The organism is Microbulbifer sp. JSM ZJ756 (assembly GCF_044383805.1).
GTDB lineage: Bacteria > Pseudomonadota > Gammaproteobacteria > Pseudomonadales > Cellvibrionaceae > Microbulbifer > Microbulbifer zhoushanensis.
Map to the genome: position 1 here is coordinate 213,078 of NZ_JBISER010000005.1, position 18,058 is coordinate 231,135.

Genomic DNA, 18,058 nt, shown 5'->3' on the forward strand with positions numbered 1-18,058 from the left:
GTGAACCGAAAACCCATGCGCAGACTCATCTACCCCCTTGCCAGTGCCGCTGCGGGCGCGCTCATGACACTGTCCTTCGCCCCGTTCAATCTCTGGGTGTGTGGCCTGTTGTCACTGGCAGCCTTCGCCGGACTGGTTTTGCATCGCAGCGGGGGGCTGCAGCTGCGCGGGCGCAGCAGCGCCTGGCTGGCGTTCTGGTTCGGCCTGGGGCTATTCGGCAGTGGCGGTTCCTGGGTTTATGTCTCGATCACCCAGTTCGGTGGCTCCTCCATGCCACTGGGCCTGCTCCTGACCGGCGGCTTTGTGGTGATCCTGGCGGCCATGCTGGCCGCGCCCTTCTATTTCCTCGGTCGCTTTACCGACCGCGCCCTGCCATTTGCGCTGGCATTTCCCGCACTGTGGTTTATCGGCGAATGGCTGCGCAGCTGGCTGTTTACCGGGTTTCCCTGGCTCTATGCCGGCTACGCGCACACCGGTACCTGGATGGCGGGCTGGGCACCACTGCTCAGCGTCTTCGGTATCGGCCTGCTGCTGGCGCTGACCGCCGCTGTCATGGCCCTGCTGGTGGCGGGGCGCCCCCTGCCCCTGGCCCGGCGCACACGCGTAGGCCTGTTGGTAGCGGCCCTGCTGCCATGGCCCGCCGGTGCCCTGCTCGAGCAGGTGGAGTGGACCCGCGCCACCGGAGAACCGGTGACCGTGGGCCTGGTGCAGGCTAATATCCCGCAGGAGAAGAAGTGGCTGCCGGAGTTTCGCGCTGAAACCATCAATCGCTACCAGAGCGGCAGCCGGGCACTCGGCGAGAGCGGTGCAGAGGTGATCATATGGCCCGAGGCAGCCCTGCCACTGCTCTACAGCCAGGCCCCCAACCTGATGTCGACGCTGCAACGCAATGCCGAGGAAACGAAGATCGACCTGATCACCGGCGTGCTCTACGACCGGGTCGATAACGGGCTGCGTGTGGTGCACAACTCTGCTGCGGTCTTCGGCGGCAGCCCCCACGTCTACCACAAGCGCCACCTGGTGCCTTTCGGCGAATATGTACCGCTGGAGGAGTGGATCCGGGGCACTATCGAGTTCTTTGACCTGCCGACTTCATTTATCCGCCCGGGACCGGACGAACAGCCCCCCCTGGCTGCCGGCGGCCTCACCTGGGCCCCGCTGATCTGCTACGAGATTGTCTATCCCACACTTGTGGCCGGGTCCGCACAGACCTCCCAGGTCCTGCTCACGATCAGCAACGATGCCTGGTTTGGTGATTCCATCGGCCCGCTGCAGCATATGCAGATGGCGCAGATGCGCGCCCTGGAAACCGGGCGCTACCTGGTGCGCGCCACCAATACCGGCGTAACCGCAATCGTCGACCCGCAGGGGCAGGTCGTGGAGCGGCTGCCGCAGTTCCAGCGCGCCAACATGATTGGGAAGGTGACCGGCAGGAGCGGTTCCACCCCGTTTATGTGGGCCGGTATCTCCCTGGTATTCGCACTGGCGCTGCCGATGCTGGCCGCCGCCGTCGCCCTGCGCATCCGCCGTCGCGGGCCGGCAGTGGCAGCTGTCGCCGGCCAGGCAACCGACTGACGAGCCGCTGGCGGGGCGGTCCTCCCGCCCCGGTGAGCCAAGACGCAGCTTTCCTCGTACCACCTCCTGCACCGCCCTTGCGGCCTGCTATGATGCAGTCACATCAACAACTTAAACGATCTGGCAAGGACGCCCTTGGCAATATGCACTGTTTAATCACTGGCGGCACGGGGCTGATCGGCCGCCTGTTCTGCCAGCACTGGCTGGCCCGGGGAAACTCTCTGACCGTGTTGAGCCGGCGCCCGGAACGTGTGCACGACCTGTGTGGTGAGGCGGCGCAGGGCTGCCGTGAGCTGCACGAGGTCAATGGCCCGGTGGACGTCATCGTCAACCTGGCCGGGGAACCCATCAGCCACCGCTGGACCAGCAAACGCAAGGCCGAGATCCGCCGCTCCCGCGTGGAGACCACCGAGAAACTGGTGGAGTGGACCCTGGCCCAACCGCAGCGACCGGCCTATGTCCTGTCGGGATCCGCGGTGGGCTACTACGGCGACCGCGGCGGCGACCTCCTGCGTGAGAGCAGCTCTCCCGGTGGCGGCTTCGCGGCCCAGCTCTGCCGTGACTGGGAGGCGGCCACCCTGCCCCTGCAGCAGGCCGGCATCTGTGTTGGCACCATGCGCACCTCCATTGTGCTATCCACCCGTGGTGGAGCCCTGCCGCAGATGCTGCCGGCATTTCGCCTTGGTCTTGGCGGCCCGATGAGTACCGGTGAGCACTGGATGAGCTGGATTCACGAGGAGGACATCGTCGGCCTGATGCTGCACGCCATCGATCACCACCTGTGCCAGCCATTCAATGCCTGCGCACCCGAGGCAGTTACCAACAACAGTTTCTCCCGCCTGCTGGCCAAGCAGCTACACCGGCCGTGCCTGATGCGCACGCCCGCGTGGATGCTGAAGCTGATGTTTGGCCAGATGGCCGAGGAATTGCTGCTGGCGAGCCAGAAGATGGAACCGCGCACCGCCCTGGACAGCGGCTACAGCTTTCGCTTCCCGACCCTGGAGCAGGCCCTGGCGGACCTGCTGGAGAATGGCCACGCGAACAAGGCACGAGCCTGATATCCCTGCCCCCGTTTGCTGCCTACAGGTTCATTACGCCCCCGACCGCCCGTCAGGCGGCCTCAGTACGCTGCTCGAGCGCCTGCTCCAGGTAACGACGACTGGATACCGCCACCACCTCTTCAGAGCGGCATTCCATCGGAGCGGAGCCCACCCACTGGGCATGCCAGCGAATCCAGTGCCACTCTTCACCATCACCACGCACTTCAATGAAATCGGTCTGCGCCGGGTCCAGGTGAAACTCACGCACTACCTGTCCGGCAAAGGTTTCGAAGTTCTTGCTGACCAGGCCGCTGGTACTCGCGGTCAGGAACACCAGCTCGCGGCCGTCGCGCTGCACGCGCCTGATGCCCAGCCATACCGGGCGATTGAGCCGGTTATGCAACTGGATCGGGGAGAAGGATGAAGGCAGGTCCGTCATCTCTGGGTACCTCTGTTATTTTTATCTTTACTGACCACAGCGGCGCTCCGACTGCAAAATTCTTTTTTATCCGCTGGTAATGGCTACCAGGCAATACCTTGTGTCCGGAAAAGCCCGCTGGCATCTGGCGCTTGCATGATTGGCGGCCCGAGCCAGCCTGCTGTCACTGCGGTGGGGTGGACATCTTAGTGCGCGGCCCCAAACTGGACAAGCTCAAAGAGTGACCGGATCTTTGAACCGGCCACAACGCCAGGGTTCCCGTCTGGCCAGCGATTTAACTGCCCCGGCACTACTTCTGCGACCGATACGGGCCGGAACGCCACCGCTTAACAGTTATATTCCGGTGGCAGGGGTCGCCAGTGGTACCACGCAGAGGCCAGCACTTCCCGCCAGTAGACCTGGGTTCGCAACAGGGCCCCGGCACTGGGCATCCAGCGCAGCAGCCCTTCCTGGGCACGGGGCAACAGTTCTGCGGCACTGCCCACCGGCAACGGCTTTACCTGCAGGCCGGCCCGGGCGAATACCCGCGCTGCCCGCGGCATATGCCACCAGTGGGTGACCAGCACCACACTCTCAACCCCGGAATCATGCAGAATACTCGCACTGTTAACGGCATTTTCCGCGGTAGTGCGACTGCAATTGTCGCGCCAAGTCACCGGCCGCTGCAGCAAATCCTGCATCGCCGACGCCATAAGCTCCGCTTCCGGGGCGCGTTCCGCCTCGTATACACGTCCGCCTGAGACCAGCACTGGCAACTGTGCCGGCGCCTCCCGGGCAGCCCAACTCACCCGCTCCAGGCTGGTGGCCGACAGGCGTTCGTTACCGGAATTCCCGTCCCGGTAACGGCCACCCCCAAGCACCACGACGGCCTGGGGCACGCTCTGGGTCTCAATCGATTCTCCCACCAGGCGCGCACCCAGCCAGGCGGAGAAGGCCGGTGTCGCACAAATCCACAGCACGGCAAACGAGAGCATAGCCAGTGGCAGTGACAGTTTGGCGACAGGGGAGGATTCCGGGAAACACCAGAATACGAAAGCCAGCACCATGCCCAATAATGGTGCAAGCGGCGGCAGCACCAGTGTGGTCAGTATTGCCTGCAACTCCATTATTCCTGCAGACCACCCTTGATCTGGCGGAAGCAGCCGTAGCCACAGCGGTGACAGGGGGTGATCTGGCTGCCGCGGGGCGGCAGGGCGCGATAGCCGCAACCGAGGCACTGCAGCTCCTCGTCAGGACCGACAATCTCCCCGGCCAGCGCCCAGGGCTCACCGGAGCGGATACAACGCATCAGGTTGGGCCAGGCGGTCTCCGTGGGGTCGGCGGCATCCAGTAGCCAGTCGCCGGTGCGCTCCTCCAGGGTCTGCAACTCCCCGCCGAGCCCCCGTAGGTAGTCGACTGCACGGTGCAGGTCATCTTTTAACCAGGCGCGCAGGAAAGCGGCCTTGTTGGCGGTCAGGTCTTCCACCGCCAGCTCATCCTCGATCAGATTTTCCAGATCGCGGCGCAGTTCTTCCGCCAGATCGTCTTCCTGTGGCAACTTCGGTTCCTTCGCCATGGCATCCCCCATATAATTCGGCGCTCGCCAGCCTATCCGGTAGATGGCTATTTGACCAAGAAATGAATCACAAGAGTATAGGTTCCCGCCGATGGAAGAGCAGTACAACCCCGCCGCAGTCGAGGCCGCCGCCCAGCAACACTGGGAGGAGCAGAAAAGCTTTGAGGTGACGGAGGACGCCAGTAAGGAAAAATTCTACTGCCTGTCGATGTTCCCCTACCCCAGCGGCAAGCTGCACATGGGCCACGTGCGCAACTACACCATTACCGACGTGATCTCGCGCTTCCAGCGTATGCAGGGCAAGAATGTCCTGCACCCCATGGGCTGGGATGCCTTCGGCCTGCCGGCCGAGAATGCGGCGATCCAGAACAAGACTGCCCCTGCAAAGTGGACCTACGCCAATATCGATTACATGAAAGGCCAGCTGAAGGCGCTCGGCTTCGGTTTCGACTGGTCCCGCGAGCTGGCCACCTGCCAGCCTTCCTACTACCGCTGGGAACAGTGGTTCTTCACCCGCCTGTACGAAAAGGGGCTGGTGTACAAAAAGAACTCTGCAGTCAACTGGTGTCCCCACGACGCCACCGTACTGGCCAATGAGCAGGTGGAAGACGGCTGCTGCTGGCGCTGCGGCACCACTGTCGAGCGCCGTGAGCTGGCCCAGTGGTTTATCAAGATTACCGACTACGCCCAGGAGCTGCTGGACGACCTGGACAAGCTGCCCCACTGGCCGGAGCAGGTCCGCACCATGCAGCGCAACTGGATTGGCAAGAGCAAGGGCGTCGAGCTGAGCTTTGCCCTGCCCCGGACCGTTGCCGGCGTGGACCATTTCGATGTCTACACCACCCGCCCGGACACCCTGATGGGCGTCACCTATGTCTCCCTGGCCGCGGAGCACCCCATCTCGCTGGCGCTGGCGGAAGACAACGCCGAACTCAAAGCCTTCATTGACGAGTGCAAGAAGCAGTCCCTGTCCGAGGCCGACATGGCCACCATGGAAAAGAAGGGCATGGACACCGGACTGGTGGCCATCCATCCAATCACCGGCGAGGAAATCCCGGTTTGGGTGGCCAACTACGTGCTGATGGATTATGGCTCCGGTGCGGTGATGGCGGTGCCCGCCCACGACCAGCGCGACTGGGAGTTCGCGCGCAAGTACGGCCTGCCGATCAAACAGGTAGTGGCGCCCAACGGCGAAGAGACTGTCGACCTGGAGCAGGAGGCATTTGTCGACAAGGGCGTACTGGTAAATTCCGGCGGCTTCGATGGCCTCGACTTCGACGCCGCTTTCAATGCCATTGCCGACGCTCTCAAGGCAGCGGGCAAGGGCCGCGTCACCACCAACTTCCGCCTGCGTGACTGGGGTGTATCCCGCCAGCGCTACTGGGGCGCGCCCATACCCATGTTCAACCTGCCCGACGGGGGCGAGATCCCGGTGCCGGCGGAAAAGCTGCCGATCCTCTTGCCTGAGGACGTGGAGCTGGACGGGGTCCAGTCGCCCATCAAGGCCGACCCGGAATGGCGTGTGGACGACCTCAACGGCGAGCCCGTCGAGCGCGAGACCGACACCTTTGACACCTTTATGGAGTCCAGCTGGTACTACGCCCGCTACACCTGCCCCGACTTCGAGGAGGGCATGCTGGACCCGGACCGCGCCAACTACTGGCTGCCTGTAGACCAGTATGTGGGCGGTATCGAGCACGCTATCCTGCACCTGCTGTATGCGCGTTTCTTCCACAAGCTGATGCGCGACGAGGGCCTGGTCAACAGCGACGAGCCATTCAAGCAGCTGCTGTGCCAGGGCATGGTACTGGCCGAGTCCTTTTACCGGGAGGAGAACGGCCACAAGACCTGGATCAACCCGGCAGATGTGGACGTCGAGCGGGATGACAAGGGCAAGGCGGTAAAAGCCGTGGAGCGCGCCACCGGCGAGGAAGTGATTGCCGGCGGCGTGGTCAAGATGTCCAAATCCAAGAACAACGGCATCGACCCCCATGCGGCCGTGGAGCAGTATGGCGCCGATACCGTACGCCTGTTCACCATGTTCGCCGCCCCGCCCGAGCAGACCCTGGAGTGGCACGATGCGGGCGTGGAGGGCGCGAGCCGCTTCCTGCGCAAACTGTGGAAGACTGTGCATGGCCATATTGCCGCCGGCGGCAGCAAGGTTGCCATCGAGCCCGGCAGCCTCGGTGACCAGCAACAGCAGTTGCGCCGCAAGACCCATGAGACCATCCAGAAGGTCAGCGACGATTACGGTCGCCGCCAGACCTTTAACACGGCCGTTGCCGCAGTGATGGAGTTGCTGAACGAAGTAGGCAAGCTCGCCCAGCGCGACAGCGACCAGGGCCTGGCAGTGGAGCGTGAGGCACTGGAGGCCGCGGTACAGCTGTTGGCCCCGGTCACCCCGCACATCTGCCACCAGCTCTGGGCGGCCCTGGGTAACGATACCCCCCTGGTGGACGCCGAGTGGCCCGCCGTGGATGAGCAGGCCCTGGTGCGCTCCAGCATTACGCTGGTAGTACAGGTGAATGGCAAGGTACGGGCCAAGCTGGATGTCCCCGCGGATGCCGATAAGGAAACCCTGGAGAAGCTGGCGCTGTCCAATGACAACGTGCAGAAATTTATCGGCGATGCCATGGTGCGCAAAGTAATTGTCGTACCGGGTAAACTGGTCAACGTTGTTGCCAAGTAAGCGACCTGCGGATGCCCCGCGTGGCGGTCCGGCGGCAGCGCCCCGGTTCCGCCGCCATCTACAGACTCGCTTACCCGAGGGGGACACGACAATGAGCAGAACCCTGGCTACCCTGGCCGCAACCCTGCTGGCCACAGGCATACACGCAGACACCGGGACGGAATCGCTCGACCAGCAGCTGGTGGGCAAATGGCTGAGCCAGTGCAAGGAGACGTCCGGCAGGTATGTGCAGATCGCCAGCGAATTCAGCGATGCGGGCAGATACCGGGCGCGTTCCAGGTTCTATCTGGACGCCAGCTGCACCAACGCCATGAGCATGGACATTGTTTCCACCGGGCGCTATCGCCTGGGCAAGCCGCTGGCTCTCGCCAGCGGTAAAACCGCGCGGGAAATCGATATCGATGTTGCCGAAATGCGCAGCGGCCAGATGGAGCTGCCCGGGGCCGGCCAGCAGATCCAGCAGATTATCGCCATCGTCGACGGGCGCCTGGTCTTTGGTGATGCGCCGGCGTTACACGCCGTGACCGGCGGCGCGCGCCCGCAAAAACTCAACCTGCAATTTTACTCCCATAAACAATGATAAAAACTCTCCGACGTTCACTGACCATTGCCCTTATTGCCATCATCGCCACCGGCTGTGGCTGGCACCTGCGCGGCGCCCCGAAGAATTTTCCTCCCGGCAGCCAGCTCTATATCACTGCACAGGACACCCAGAGTGATATCGCCGCACGGCTTACGCGCCTGCTACAGAGCAGCGGCCTGCCGATGGCGGAGTCGCCCGAACTCGCCGACTACACGCTGGTCATTCATGATGAGATTGAGCGCAAGCGCACAGTATCGGTGGATGCCAAGGGACGCGCATCGGAATACGAACTGATCACCAGCGCGGTTTACAGCGTGAGAGACGCCAACGGGCGGGTGCTGCTCAACAACGCCCAGGCGGATGTCTACCGGACTCTCGAGTGGGATGACAACGAGGTAGTGAGCAAGGGTGAGGAAGAACTCCTGCTGCGCGAGGAAATGCGCCGCGAACTGATCGGCCGTATCATCGACCGGCTGCGCCGGATCGATGTGAACGCCAGCCCCGCAGACCGCTCTTACTGATCGGCAGGAAAGCAGTAATGCGCATCAACCCCCGACAGCTACCGCAAAATCTGAAACAGGGCCTGGCCCCCATTTACCTGGTATCCGGCGACGAACCGCTGCTGGTGCAGGAATGTTGCGACAGCATTCGCGCCGCAGCCAGGCAGCAGGGATTCAGTGAGCGGGAGCTGCTGCATGCCGAGGCCAATTTTGACTGGGGCCAGCTGCTGGCCTCTGCGGGCAGTATGTCGCTTTTTGCCGAGCGAAAAGTGATCGAGGTGCGGCTGCCGAATGGCAAGCCCGGAGACAAGGGCAGCAAGGCACTGCAGGAGTTCGCCCGGCTCGCCAGTGAGGACCTGTTACTGCTGCTGGTGTTGCCGCGACTGGATCGCTCGCAGCTCAACAGCAAGTGGGTCAAGGCGCTGGACCAGCGCGGCGTGATACTGCAGGTGTGGCCGGTGGACACACAGGAAATGCCACGCTGGATCCACCAGCGCCTGCGCGCGGCGGGGCTGGACGCGGAGCCCGAGGCAATACAGATTCTCGCCGAGCGCGTTGAGGGCAACCTGCTGGCAGCACGGCAGGAAATCGACAAGCTCAAACTGTTAAGCGACGACAACCTGATTACTGCCGACACCATGCGCCACGCTGTCGCCAGCTCGGCGCGCTATGATGTCTTCGGCCTGATCGACCGGGCCCTGGCGGGTGACGCGGAGAATGCCGTGCGCACCCTGCAGGGGCTGCGTGCCGAGGGTGTCGAGGCACCGGTGGTACTCTGGGCTATCGCGCGGGAAATCCGCAGCCTGCTGGAGATCGGTGAAAAACTCGACCAGGGCCAGCCGCTCAGCCGCCTGGTGCGTATCCAGAAGCGCCAGCCACTGGTGCAATCCGCCCTGTCGCGCCTGCATCCCCGCCAGCTGGAAGCCCTGCTGTTGCGGGCACGGGCAGTGGACGGCGCCATCAAGGGCGGCCGGGACCAGGATCCCTGGGCCGGACTGCTGGAGCTGACCATCAACCTGTCCGGCCGGCGCAGCCTCTGACCTTTCGCGCCTGCATTCCAACGCGCCATACCGAATCCTGTCCCGCGATCAGGCACCGGAAAGATCATCGGCGTTGGCAGGAATTACAGTTTGCTTTGGACTCCACCACGGCTAGATTGTAGGTTGCCACGCTGCCTGACCGCAGGCGGCGGAGAATAAAACCAGTCCCTGCGAGGTCCGCCATGCGCGAAGCCGAATTCAGTGCCGACTCGGCATATACCCACGAAGTCACCAACCAGGCCCCACCGCTGGCAGGCCACAACCTGTTTGCCGGTGACGCGGCATTGCGCGATGCCGTCAACCACAATGGTGGCCACTGGGCCGAGGACGACCTGCAACGCTATGGCGAAGTCTGTGGCCGGCCGGAGATGATCGAGCGCGGTTTTCTCGCCAATGAGCACAAGCCCCGCTTCGAGAGCCACGACCGCTCCGGCAACCGTATCGACCTGGTGCGCTATCACCCGGCCTACCACCAGCTGATGCAGCTGGCACTGAGCGAGGGCCTGCACAGCGCGCCGTGGACTGATCCCAAACCCGGCGCGCACGTAGCCCGCGCGGCCAAGTACTACCTGCACAGCCAGCTGGAGTCGGGTCACGGCTGTCCCATCACCATGACCTTCGCCTCCGTGCCGTCACTGAAACTCAACCCGCACCTGGCCGCCGAGTGGCTGCCCAAGGTCACCGCCCGCAGCTATGACTCCAGCAATCGGCCTTATACCGAGAAAGCGGCGCTCACCATTGGCATGGGCATGACCGAGAAGCAGGGCGGCTCGGACGTGCGCGCCAATACAAGCCGCGCCACACGGCTGACCGGCGACCACACCCTGAACGCCTACGAGCTGGTGGGGCACAAATGGTTTATGTCCGCCCCCATGTGCGACGCCTTCCTGATGCTGGCCCAGGCGCCCGGTGGCCTGTCCTGCTTCCTGGTGCCACGCTGGCGTCCGGACGGCAGCAAAAACCCCCTGCAGGTACAGCGACTGAAGGACAAGTCGGGCAATGTTTCCAACGCATCCTCCGAAGTGGAAATGCGCGGTGCGCTGGGCTGGCTGATTGGCGAAGAGGGGCGCGGAGTGAACGCCATAATCGAGATGGTTTCCGCCACCCGCTTCGACTGCATGATCGGCTCGTCAGCCGGACAACGGCAGGCGGTGGTGCAGGCCATCCATCACGCCGCACACCGCAAGGCCTTTGGCAAAACCCTGCTCGACCAGCCCCTGATGCAGAATGTCCTGGCAGACCTGCAGCTGGAAGTGGAGGGTTCCATTGCCATCACCATGCGTATGGCTCGCGCACTGGATCACCTGGACGATGAGCAACAGCAACTGCTGATGCGCCTGGGCACGGCGGCGGGCAAATACTGGATCTGCAAGCGCACCCCCCACCACGCCTACGAGGCCATGGAATGCCTGGGGGGCAATGGCGTGGTGGAAAACTTTATCACCGCGCGCCTGTATCGCGACGCCCCCATCAACGCCATCTGGGAGGGCTCCGGCAATATCCAGGCGCTGGACGTACTGCGCGCCATCGGCAAGACCCCGGCGGTACTGCTGGCCTGGTACGAGGAACTGGAGCGGAGCGCGGGGGCTGATGCCAACCTGGACCGGGCGGTAACCGGCCTCAAGAACGAGATGGCCAACCTGGACCAGCTCGAATACCGGGCGCGCCACCTGGTAGACCAGCTGGCACTCACCATGCAGGCCCACCTGCTGGTACAGGGCGGCGACAGTACCGTGGCCGAGGCGTTTATCGCCTCCCGGCTGGCGAGCAAGGGCGTCCACAGTACCGGCACCCTGCCCACCGGGCTTGATACCGGCAGAATCATCGAACGGGGCAATCCACTGGTTTCCTGATACTGGCCCGCTGCCCGGCCACGACCCGGCAGCTACCAGGGCAGGACCTCGCCGTCCCAGAACAGCAGTTTGCCGTTTTTCTCCCCGGTGAGCTGCCCGAGCACATCGATGATGCGCCCGGCACTGGTGGCGGGGCTGTAGAGCCTATCGTCTTTGATATTCTCCTGAAACGGCCTGGACAGCGCAGTATCGGTGGTGCCCGGGTGGATGGCGACCACACAGCAATCATCCACCTTGCGGCCCCACTCAATCGAGAGGTTGCGCACCAGCATATTGAGTGCGGCCTTGCTCATTCGATAGCTGTACCACCCGCCAAGGCCATTATCCCCGATGCTGCCAACCTTGGCCGACAGGGAAGCCCACACCAATGGCCGGCGCTTTTTCAGTAACGGCGCCAGCGCCTGGGCCAGGTGCAGGTGCGTGATGACATTAATGCGCATGGACTGCAGCAGCCAGTCGTCATGGCACTGGTCTAGGGATTTTTCCGGCCCGTGGTTGTCGTCGTGGAGAATGCCACAACAGTGCACTACCCAGGACGGGGCCGCCCCCTGCTCCTGGAGAAACTCCCGTGCCGTCTCTACCGCCTCCGGTTCTGTAAGCTCCAGGCTGCAGTGTCCATGAGCAATATCGGTTTCCAGCTCCCGCTCGCGACTCATGGTCAGCAATTGCGCGTCCGGCCAGCGCCTTGCCACCTCCGACAGGATTGCATCGGCAATACCGCCGCCGGCGCCGGCCACCAACACGGATTCCGGTTCGGCATGGGGTTTATCGACCACGACTTCCTCCCTTCCCGTTTGATTCAACCAGGGCCTGTGGCCGGCAATACGCGGTTCCGCGGCCTATGGTTCAGTGCCGTCGGTGTCACCCTCAACAGGGGGCCGTTCACGTACCACCCGCAGCATCGGCTCATCGGAGCGGAAGATCAGCCCGTGAATCTCGGTTGCGGTCTGGGCCTGCAATAACTGCTGCAGGAACTGGACAATTTCCGCGGAGATTTCCTGGCCCGGCACCAGTACCGGGATTCCCGGCGGGTAAGGCACTATCTCATCGGCGCTGGTGCGTCCCACCAGGCGTCGCTCGGCCTGGATGCCGTTGTCCATCAGCGGCAGCTCCTCCGCATCGGAGAAATAGGCGTCCGCGGGCAGGCAGGTGAGGCGCGTGAACTCCGGCAACCGTCTCGGGCTGCCGATATAGGGGCGACGGCGACATTGCTGTGCCAGTTGCTTGAATGCGTGAATCAGGCGCAGCAGCTTGCTTTCGGTGCTGCCCAGGGTTACCAGCACACTCACGGTGTTGTAAGTGGTCTTTTCCACCTGGATACCGTACTGGTCAAAGAGCCGGATCTGCATCTCCTTGCCCGAGTAGCCACTGGCGGAAATATCGATGGTCACCTTGGTGGGGTCCAGCCGGATATTGTCGCCGGCCAGTGGGGCGGGAATCAGGTCCTCCAGCTCCAGCGCCCGGAAAACCCCGGTTTCATCCAGTGCCCGGCGCAGTTTCTCCACCATCAGCATGCAGCGCCGCAGGCAGCTGTAACCTTCCATCGCCATCTGCTTGCGCGCCACGTCGAGGCTCGCAATCATCGCGTACTGGGGACTGGTGGAAGCGTGCATATTCAGGTTTTCGCGAAAGCGGAACTCGTCGAAATCCGGGTCTTGCACATGGATCATGCTGGCCTGGGAGAATGCCGACAGCATCTTGTGGGTGCTCTGGGTGACATAGTCGGCACCGCATTCCAGCGCGGTGGGCCGCAACTCCGGGTGAAAGTAGCCGTGGGCATACCAGGCCTCGTCCACCAGCACCTTCACGCCCTGGCGGTGGGCGAGTTCGATGATCGGCCGCAGGTCATAGCGCAGCCCATCGTAGGTGCAGGAAGTCACCACCAGCAGGCGGGCATCGCCATGTTCCTCCAGCGCCCACTCCAGGTCCGCGCGGCGCACCGGCCCGTAAATCCCGTACTCCGGATGCAGCGTGGACTTGAGGTAAACCGGTTCGCAGCGATTCATCACAATCGCATGGTGAACTGACTTGTGACAGGCCTGGTCGACGATGATCTTGCCCCCGCCGCCCAGTACCTGCTGGATTACCACCTTGTTGGCGGTGGAAGTGCCGTTGGTGAGGAAAAACGTGTGCTCGGCACCAAAAGTCTTCGCCGCCAGGTCCTGCGCCTCCTGGATTACCGAGTGGGGTTCCAGCAGGCTGTCCAGCACCTGTACCGACACCGACAGGTCGGTATTGAAAATGTGCTCGCCCATAAAGCGGTAAAAATCACTCACCCAGGGACTGTTGCGCAGGCTGTCACCGCCAGAGTGCCCCGGGGTATGCCAGGCGTCACGGGCACTGAATACGTACTGCTTGAGGGTATCGGCGAAGGGCGTGGAAGCGCGACGGGCGATAAACGCCTGCACCAGCCGGAACATCTGGTTGAAGTTGCCTTCGCGCCGGTCGAACAGTTCGTCGAAACGCTGGCGTGCGGAAACCGATAACGAGCAATCCTGCGCCACCAGGAAGATATCCAGCTGCGCCCGGAACGCGTGCAACCGATCCACCAGCTGTTCCGCCGCGGTGAGGCCGGCCGGCTCCGCACCCGCATCGACAATCAGCGCCTGCAGGTGGGTTTCCTCCCGCATCAGGCGGTCGACTCCCGGCAGTGGCACCGACTCGAAACGCAGGCCAAAAGGGTTTTCATGCTGGGCTGCGGTGATATTCAGCGCCTCGACCCAGTCGCCCGCCAGCTGTGGGTCCGAGCTGATCAGGACAACCCGGCACTCCAGCGGCTGGCGGCGTTCGGTCAGATTGCCCAGGTCAGGCATGCTTGGGTCCCAAAGGGTAACTCACCCCTTGAGCATAGCTGCTGCAGTGGCGCCGGGGTGTCCCTCCGGAACTTAACTCACTGATTTTTCAGGGGTTCAGGAGCGAACCGGAACGTAAAGAAAAAAACGCCAGCCGACAGGCTTCCCCGGAACGGGTCAAAACTTGTCGCTGCGCACCCGGCCATCGAACTCCAGGCATTCGAGCACCCGCTGTCGCTGCACCGGCGACAGGTCGTCCAGGGCAAAATATGCCAGCTCGGAATGTTCGTCGGACAGGGAGATGGCGCCGTGGTCGGCAAAATGGGCGCGAAAGATAAAGACATGCGAGCGGTAAACACGGTGGTAATACACGCCGCTCAGGTAATCGATCCGGACTTCCCGTCCCAGCTCCTCGCGGCACTCGCGCAACAGGGCTTCATGAATCGTCTCGCCCGGATCCAGCGCCCCACCCGGCAGGCCCCAGTTGCGATCGGCATAGGTGGCCCTGAGCTGCAGCACCTCGCCCAGTTCATTGGTAATCACGGCGTGGGCACTGAGGCGATAGGTATCTTCAAATCCCATGCTCACTCCTTCTACTGGAGCCCTGTGAAGGCCGGGCCAGGCGGCCCTGACCAGTATCCGCCAAAAGCCCGGGCGTTGCTACTCCATCAGGGCAACCACCTATTGCGCCCCGCGGGCCAGCTCAAAGCCGATACCCAGAGTATTCACTGACTCATCGTAATCGATCAGGCTTTCCCCATAACCACCAAAGTACTTGACGAAGCCCCGCACGCGGCCACCAAGCGGGAAGCCCCAGCGCAGCTCAACCGCACCGCGATTGTCCGAGCGCAGGTTGTTACGCAGCATCAGCGACACGCTGTGGCCATTGTCCCCACTGTAAGTGCCCGCCAGTTCAAAGTGCCCCAGGTAGGCCTCGATGTCCGGGTTATCATCGTCATCGCGGTCCTCCGGAATGCGATACCAGGGCTTGAAACTGATGAATATATTCTCGCGCTCGAAGAAGAAGTTGGCATAGACCCGGTTCCAGCTGCGGGACAATGGCTCACTGCGACCGTTGGACTGGTGGTTGATCGCCAACTGGTTGGCCACATTCTGGAAACCGAACAGGGACCAGTCGTTGAGCCAGGTCATCAGCAGCTCCGGCTCGTGGTTGGTCTCGCGAAACGGCGAGGAATCGTCCGAATTGTACGCCTGCCAGAAGCTCTTGTTGGTGTACGCCAGGCTCATAAACGAGGCCTGGCCCAGGAAGCCCCGCCAGATGGGCACCTGCACCGAAAGCTGGAACTGTACCTCGATTTCATCCAGGTCGATATCTACGCCATTGACCTGGAAATCCTCCAGGCCGGCCTCATTCGGTGAAGGGTTGTAAACCACCGGCAGCAGGTAATTGACCTTGTGGGACGCGAGCGTGAACGGGTTGTTGGCAGCGTCGCGGATCGCCTGGGCAGCCTTGCTGGACTCCGGCGCCACGGTGGTCTCCGTCTCGCCCGGCAGAGGCTCGGTGACCGTACCGAACACCGGCTGCGGCTCACGCTCATCCGGCGTTTCCCGCACACGCTGGGCGCAGAAGCGCCGCATTTCCTCGAGTGTGATGCTGGCAGGGGCCACCAGCAGCTGCTCCCGCAAGCAGGCCTCCTCGCGTTCCCCGAGGGTCAGCTCTTGGGAAAAAACGGTTTCGTCATCCGCGTTCCCTCCCTCAGGGGCATCGCTAGAGACATTGGTAACAGTGGCTTCTCCTGCCGGCAAAGGGCCGGCACCGGTGGCTTCAGCCTGCTGCGCCGCAGCGGGCATAACACCAACCAGCAAAAAGGGCACTAGCAGGCCCAGCGAAAATTGACGCTCCGACAAATTTCCCTCCCCAACCAAAAACCGGCGACCGCCGGATATGTTCCAGTCGGCATCATACACAGGTTGCCCTGATCTGGAACGCCAAGCGCCAGCATCCGACTGATACTTACCGAGAGATACCCTCTCGGCCAATGAATTCCATACACCGGGTGAGTAAATTCATGGTAACTATCCTTTTACCGGGGAAGTATTGGCGACCACTGATGCGTAGGCCTAGAGCCCGCGCGCCAGCTCGATTCCCAGCCCGAGAGACTCCTGCTCCCGATTGTAATCCAGCAGTGTGTCCCCGTAGCCATTGAAATAACGGACGAACCCGTGCACGCGCCCACCGATCGGGAAGCTCCAGCGTAACTCGACTGATCCGCGGTTATCCGAACGCAGGTTGTTACGCAACACAAACGAGGCACTGTGACTGGCCGCACGATATCCGCCGTGCAACTGGAAATTCCCGATATAAAACTCGATATCGGGATTATCGTCACCAATTTCATCTTCGGGCAGGCGATACCAGGGCTGGAAATTCAGGAACAGGTCGCCGCGCTCGAACATGAAATTCGTATATACCCGATTCCATCCCCGGGAAAATTCATCCCCCCGCCCATTGGACTGGTGACTGACACCCAGCTGGCTGGCCACACACTGAAACCCGAGGAAATCCCAATCACTTAACCAGGTCATGATCAGCTCCGGCTCATGATTCACCTCCCGGAAAGGTGCCGAACTGCTGTATGCCTGCCAGAAACTGCGGTTGGTGTAGGCGAGACTTACGAAGGACGACTTGCCCAGGAAACCGCTCCAGAGCGGCACCTGGACAGAGAGCTGGAATTGCATTTCCAGATCGCGGTAGGCCTGCCCACGAGGCCCCGGCTCAGTACTGAGGGCGTCGTTGTAGGAAGCGGGGAGAACGTAATTGACCTTGTGCGACGCCAGCGAGAAGCGGTTGCGGGCGGCCTCCCGGACAGCTTCCACCCGATCGCTGGCGGGGGCGCGTGCCGGCGGTCCAGCAACATCAGTGGAGGGCTCAGGGAGATCCTGAACTTCCAAGCCCCTGGCGATCTCTGCCGGGGTACAGTTGGACCCGTTTGGCGGAATCTCCGCTGCAGTGGCACCCACCCCGCCATGATAAGGCTCACAGCGCGCATCTTGCGACACTGGCCCGGGCAGGCTCTTCTCTGCGGCAACCTGTCCGGGCTGCAAGCAAAGCAGTAAGATGATTGGGGCAGCCCACCAATCCCTGAGGGCATTCGACACGGCTTTGACTCCCTGTTAAAGCCCGAACACCCCCAAAGACTAGACCTGGTACGGTCGAACTGCTTGATCCCTCCCTGCTGCGGGACTGGTCACACCAATGCGCCCAGCGCCCCGGACCACTCCAGGTCGCGCAACCTGACCTGCCACAGTCGCCCGGTGCTCGACGGCCAGTCGTACCCCACCAGCAGGCCGCGCTCATCGACATAACAGTGGGCGTCGCGTTCCGCCTCATCACCCTGGTAGATATAGCCGACTACGTCCGGCCCCAGCTCGTGGGCGCCCTGGTTGGTGCCGACACTGGACATCGCACGTGCCGTCCTGTGACTAACGCGCGGTGCCAGCAGCTTACCGCGCTGGGAGGGATCAACAATGTCCGGCGATACCACCTCCAGGCCCCGCTCGCACTGTTCCAGCTTGAGCAGTAACGGCCCCATAAAGATTCGCATCAGCGGAAACAGCAGCCGCGAACGGCCCCCGACCCGAGCCTCCTGGGGACCATTGGGTCCGCTCCAGTGTGCCTCGATATCGTTGCCGAGCATCTGCGCCCCGGGCCCCTCGCCCAGCAGTCGATAGCGGGCTGTCACCTCGTCGACCTCATCGCGCCAGCTCAGCTCGCATTCCGTCACCAGGCCCCGGTCCAGCACCGCACCGACCTCCAGGCCAAACCGCTCGGACCCCACCAGGCGCTGGCTGATCAGCACCTGGCGATCCGCCTCATCCCGGCCCAGCTGCCAGTAATCCCGCACCGGCATCTCCCGGCCATCGCAGCTGTAGTAGTAGCGTCCCTGCGCCAGATTGGACTTCAATCGCATTTTCAACCTCCTCAACGTCCTGTGAACACAACCCTGTGAATACACGGGACTAATGCATGA

General features: G+C 62.7%; 16 protein-coding genes. 7 read left to right on the top strand and 9 right to left on the bottom strand.

The annotated features are described in order from the left end of the window. Positions 1-15: 15 nt before the first annotated feature. Entirely contained in the window at positions 16-1,575 is a 1,560-nt protein-coding gene (gene lnt, locus ACH6CX_RS10355; RefSeq protein WP_233006015.1) for an apolipoprotein N-acyltransferase, read from the top strand. Positions 1,576-1,718: 143 nt separating this feature from the next. Further along, the gene (locus ACH6CX_RS10360; protein ID WP_233006016.1) at positions 1,719-2,633 is read left to right on the top strand and encodes a TIGR01777 family oxidoreductase; all 915 of its coding nucleotides are present in this window, start codon (positions 1,719-1,721) and stop codon (positions 2,631-2,633) included. A gap of 52 nt (positions 2,634-2,685) precedes the next feature. On the opposite strand, the gene ACH6CX_RS10365 is transcribed toward ACH6CX_RS10360, so the two are convergent. From ACH6CX_RS10365 to ACH6CX_RS10375, 3 genes are all read right to left on the bottom strand, one after another. Next, positions 2,686-3,054: a hypothetical protein gene (locus ACH6CX_RS10365; protein ID WP_233006017.1), complete on the bottom strand. Its 369-nt coding sequence runs from the start codon at positions 3,052-3,054 to the stop codon at positions 2,686-2,688. A gap of 326 nt (positions 3,055-3,380) precedes the next feature. Continuing rightward, entirely contained in the window at positions 3,381-4,160 is a 780-nt protein-coding gene (locus tag ACH6CX_RS10370; protein ID WP_233006018.1) for a YdcF family protein, read from the bottom strand. Continuing rightward, positions 4,160-4,609, bottom strand: a complete 450-nt coding sequence (locus ACH6CX_RS10375; RefSeq protein ID WP_233006019.1) for a zinc ribbon-containing protein — start codon at positions 4,607-4,609, stop codon at positions 4,160-4,162. The genes ACH6CX_RS10370 and ACH6CX_RS10375 overlap by 1 nt, the downstream gene beginning before the upstream one ends. A 91-nt stretch (positions 4,610-4,700) precedes the next feature. Here ACH6CX_RS10375 and leuS point away from each other — a divergent pair, with 91 nt between their 5' ends. From leuS to ACH6CX_RS10400, 5 genes are all read left to right on the top strand, one after another. After that, positions 4,701-7,298: a leucine--tRNA ligase gene (gene leuS, locus ACH6CX_RS10380; RefSeq protein ID WP_396675384.1), complete on the top strand. Its 2,598-nt coding sequence runs from the start codon at positions 4,701-4,703 to the stop codon at positions 7,296-7,298. A 91-nt stretch (positions 7,299-7,389) separates the two neighbouring features. Then, positions 7,390-7,878: a hypothetical protein gene (locus ACH6CX_RS10385; RefSeq protein WP_233006021.1), complete on the top strand. Its 489-nt coding sequence runs from the start codon at positions 7,390-7,392 to the stop codon at positions 7,876-7,878. After that, positions 7,875-8,402: an LPS assembly lipoprotein LptE gene (gene lptE, locus ACH6CX_RS10390; protein WP_233006022.1), complete on the top strand. Its 528-nt coding sequence runs from the start codon at positions 7,875-7,877 to the stop codon at positions 8,400-8,402. The genes ACH6CX_RS10385 and lptE overlap by 4 nt, the downstream gene beginning before the upstream one ends. Positions 8,403-8,419: 17 nt before the next feature. Then, positions 8,420-9,421, top strand: a complete 1,002-nt coding sequence (holA, locus tag ACH6CX_RS10395) for a DNA polymerase III subunit delta (RefSeq protein WP_233006023.1) — start codon at positions 8,420-8,422, stop codon at positions 9,419-9,421. 182 nt (positions 9,422-9,603) lie between these two features. Then, positions 9,604-11,274 carry an acyl-CoA dehydrogenase family protein gene (locus ACH6CX_RS10400; RefSeq protein ID WP_233006024.1) on the top strand — a complete coding sequence of 557 codons (1,671 nt, stop codon included), beginning with the start codon at positions 9,604-9,606 and terminating at the stop codon, positions 11,272-11,274. A gap of 32 nt (positions 11,275-11,306) precedes the next feature. Here the strand turns inward: ACH6CX_RS10400 and ACH6CX_RS10405 are convergent, their stop codons facing one another. The 6 genes from ACH6CX_RS10405 to ACH6CX_RS10430 form a co-directional block, all read right to left on the bottom strand. Next, positions 11,307-12,050: an SDR family oxidoreductase gene (locus ACH6CX_RS10405; RefSeq protein ID WP_237064028.1), complete on the bottom strand. Its 744-nt coding sequence runs from the start codon at positions 12,048-12,050 to the stop codon at positions 11,307-11,309. Between the two features lie 63 nt (positions 12,051-12,113). Further along, positions 12,114-14,087, bottom strand: a complete 1,974-nt coding sequence (locus ACH6CX_RS10410; protein WP_237064030.1) for an aminotransferase class I/II-fold pyridoxal phosphate-dependent enzyme — start codon at positions 14,085-14,087, stop codon at positions 12,114-12,116. A gap of 156 nt (positions 14,088-14,243) precedes the next feature. After that, positions 14,244-14,648 (bottom strand): NUDIX hydrolase, encoded by a 405-nt coding sequence (locus tag ACH6CX_RS10415; RefSeq protein ID WP_233006027.1) that lies wholly within the window; start codon positions 14,646-14,648, stop codon positions 14,244-14,246. 99 nt (positions 14,649-14,747) lie between these two features. Further along, positions 14,748-15,935, bottom strand: coding sequence for a phospholipase A (locus ACH6CX_RS10420; RefSeq protein ID WP_237064032.1), 1,188 nt, complete (start codon positions 15,933-15,935; stop codon positions 14,748-14,750). Positions 15,936-16,148: 213 nt separating this feature from the next. Beyond that, complete coding sequence (locus ACH6CX_RS10425) at positions 16,149-16,979, bottom strand: phospholipase A (RefSeq protein WP_237064035.1); 831 nt, start codon at positions 16,977-16,979, stop codon at positions 16,149-16,151. Positions 16,980-17,275: 296 nt separating this feature from the next. Continuing rightward, positions 17,276-17,998, bottom strand: a complete 723-nt coding sequence (locus tag ACH6CX_RS10430) for a hypothetical protein (protein WP_237064037.1) — start codon at positions 17,996-17,998, stop codon at positions 17,276-17,278. Between the last annotated feature and the right edge of the window lie 60 nt (positions 17,999-18,058).

Bases quoted from the DNA above. Each gene is read 5' to 3' on its own strand.
- ACH6CX_RS10410 (WP_237064030.1), bottom strand. From the start codon at position 14,087: ATGCCTGACCTGGGCAATCTGACCGAACGCCGCCAGCCGCTGGAGTGC.
- ACH6CX_RS10365 (WP_233006017.1), bottom strand. From the start codon at position 3,054: ATGACGGACCTGCCTTCATCCTTCTCCCCGATCCAGTTGCATAACCGG.
- holA (WP_233006023.1), top strand. From the start codon at position 8,420: ATGCGCATCAACCCCCGACAGCTACCGCAAAATCTGAAACAGGGCCTG.
- lptE (WP_233006022.1), top strand. From the start codon at position 7,875: ATGATAAAAACTCTCCGACGTTCACTGACCATTGCCCTTATTGCCATC.
- ACH6CX_RS10430 (WP_237064037.1), bottom strand. From the start codon at position 17,998: ATGCGATTGAAGTCCAATCTGGCGCAGGGACGCTACTACTACAGCTGC.
- ACH6CX_RS10385 (WP_233006021.1), top strand. From the start codon at position 7,390: ATGAGCAGAACCCTGGCTACCCTGGCCGCAACCCTGCTGGCCACAGGC.
- ACH6CX_RS10400 (WP_233006024.1), top strand. From the start codon at position 9,604: ATGCGCGAAGCCGAATTCAGTGCCGACTCGGCATATACCCACGAAGTC.
- leuS (WP_396675384.1), top strand. From the start codon at position 4,701: ATGGAAGAGCAGTACAACCCCGCCGCAGTCGAGGCCGCCGCCCAGCAA.
- ACH6CX_RS10375 (WP_233006019.1), bottom strand. From the start codon at position 4,609: ATGGCGAAGGAACCGAAGTTGCCACAGGAAGACGATCTGGCGGAAGAA.
- ACH6CX_RS10415 (WP_233006027.1), bottom strand. From the start codon at position 14,648: ATGGGATTTGAAGATACCTATCGCCTCAGTGCCCACGCCGTGATTACC.
- ACH6CX_RS10360 (WP_233006016.1), top strand. From the start codon at position 1,719: ATGCACTGTTTAATCACTGGCGGCACGGGGCTGATCGGCCGCCTGTTC.
- lnt (WP_233006015.1), top strand. From the start codon at position 16: ATGCGCAGACTCATCTACCCCCTTGCCAGTGCCGCTGCGGGCGCGCTC.
- ACH6CX_RS10370 (WP_233006018.1), bottom strand. From the start codon at position 4,160: ATGGAGTTGCAGGCAATACTGACCACACTGGTGCTGCCGCCGCTTGCA.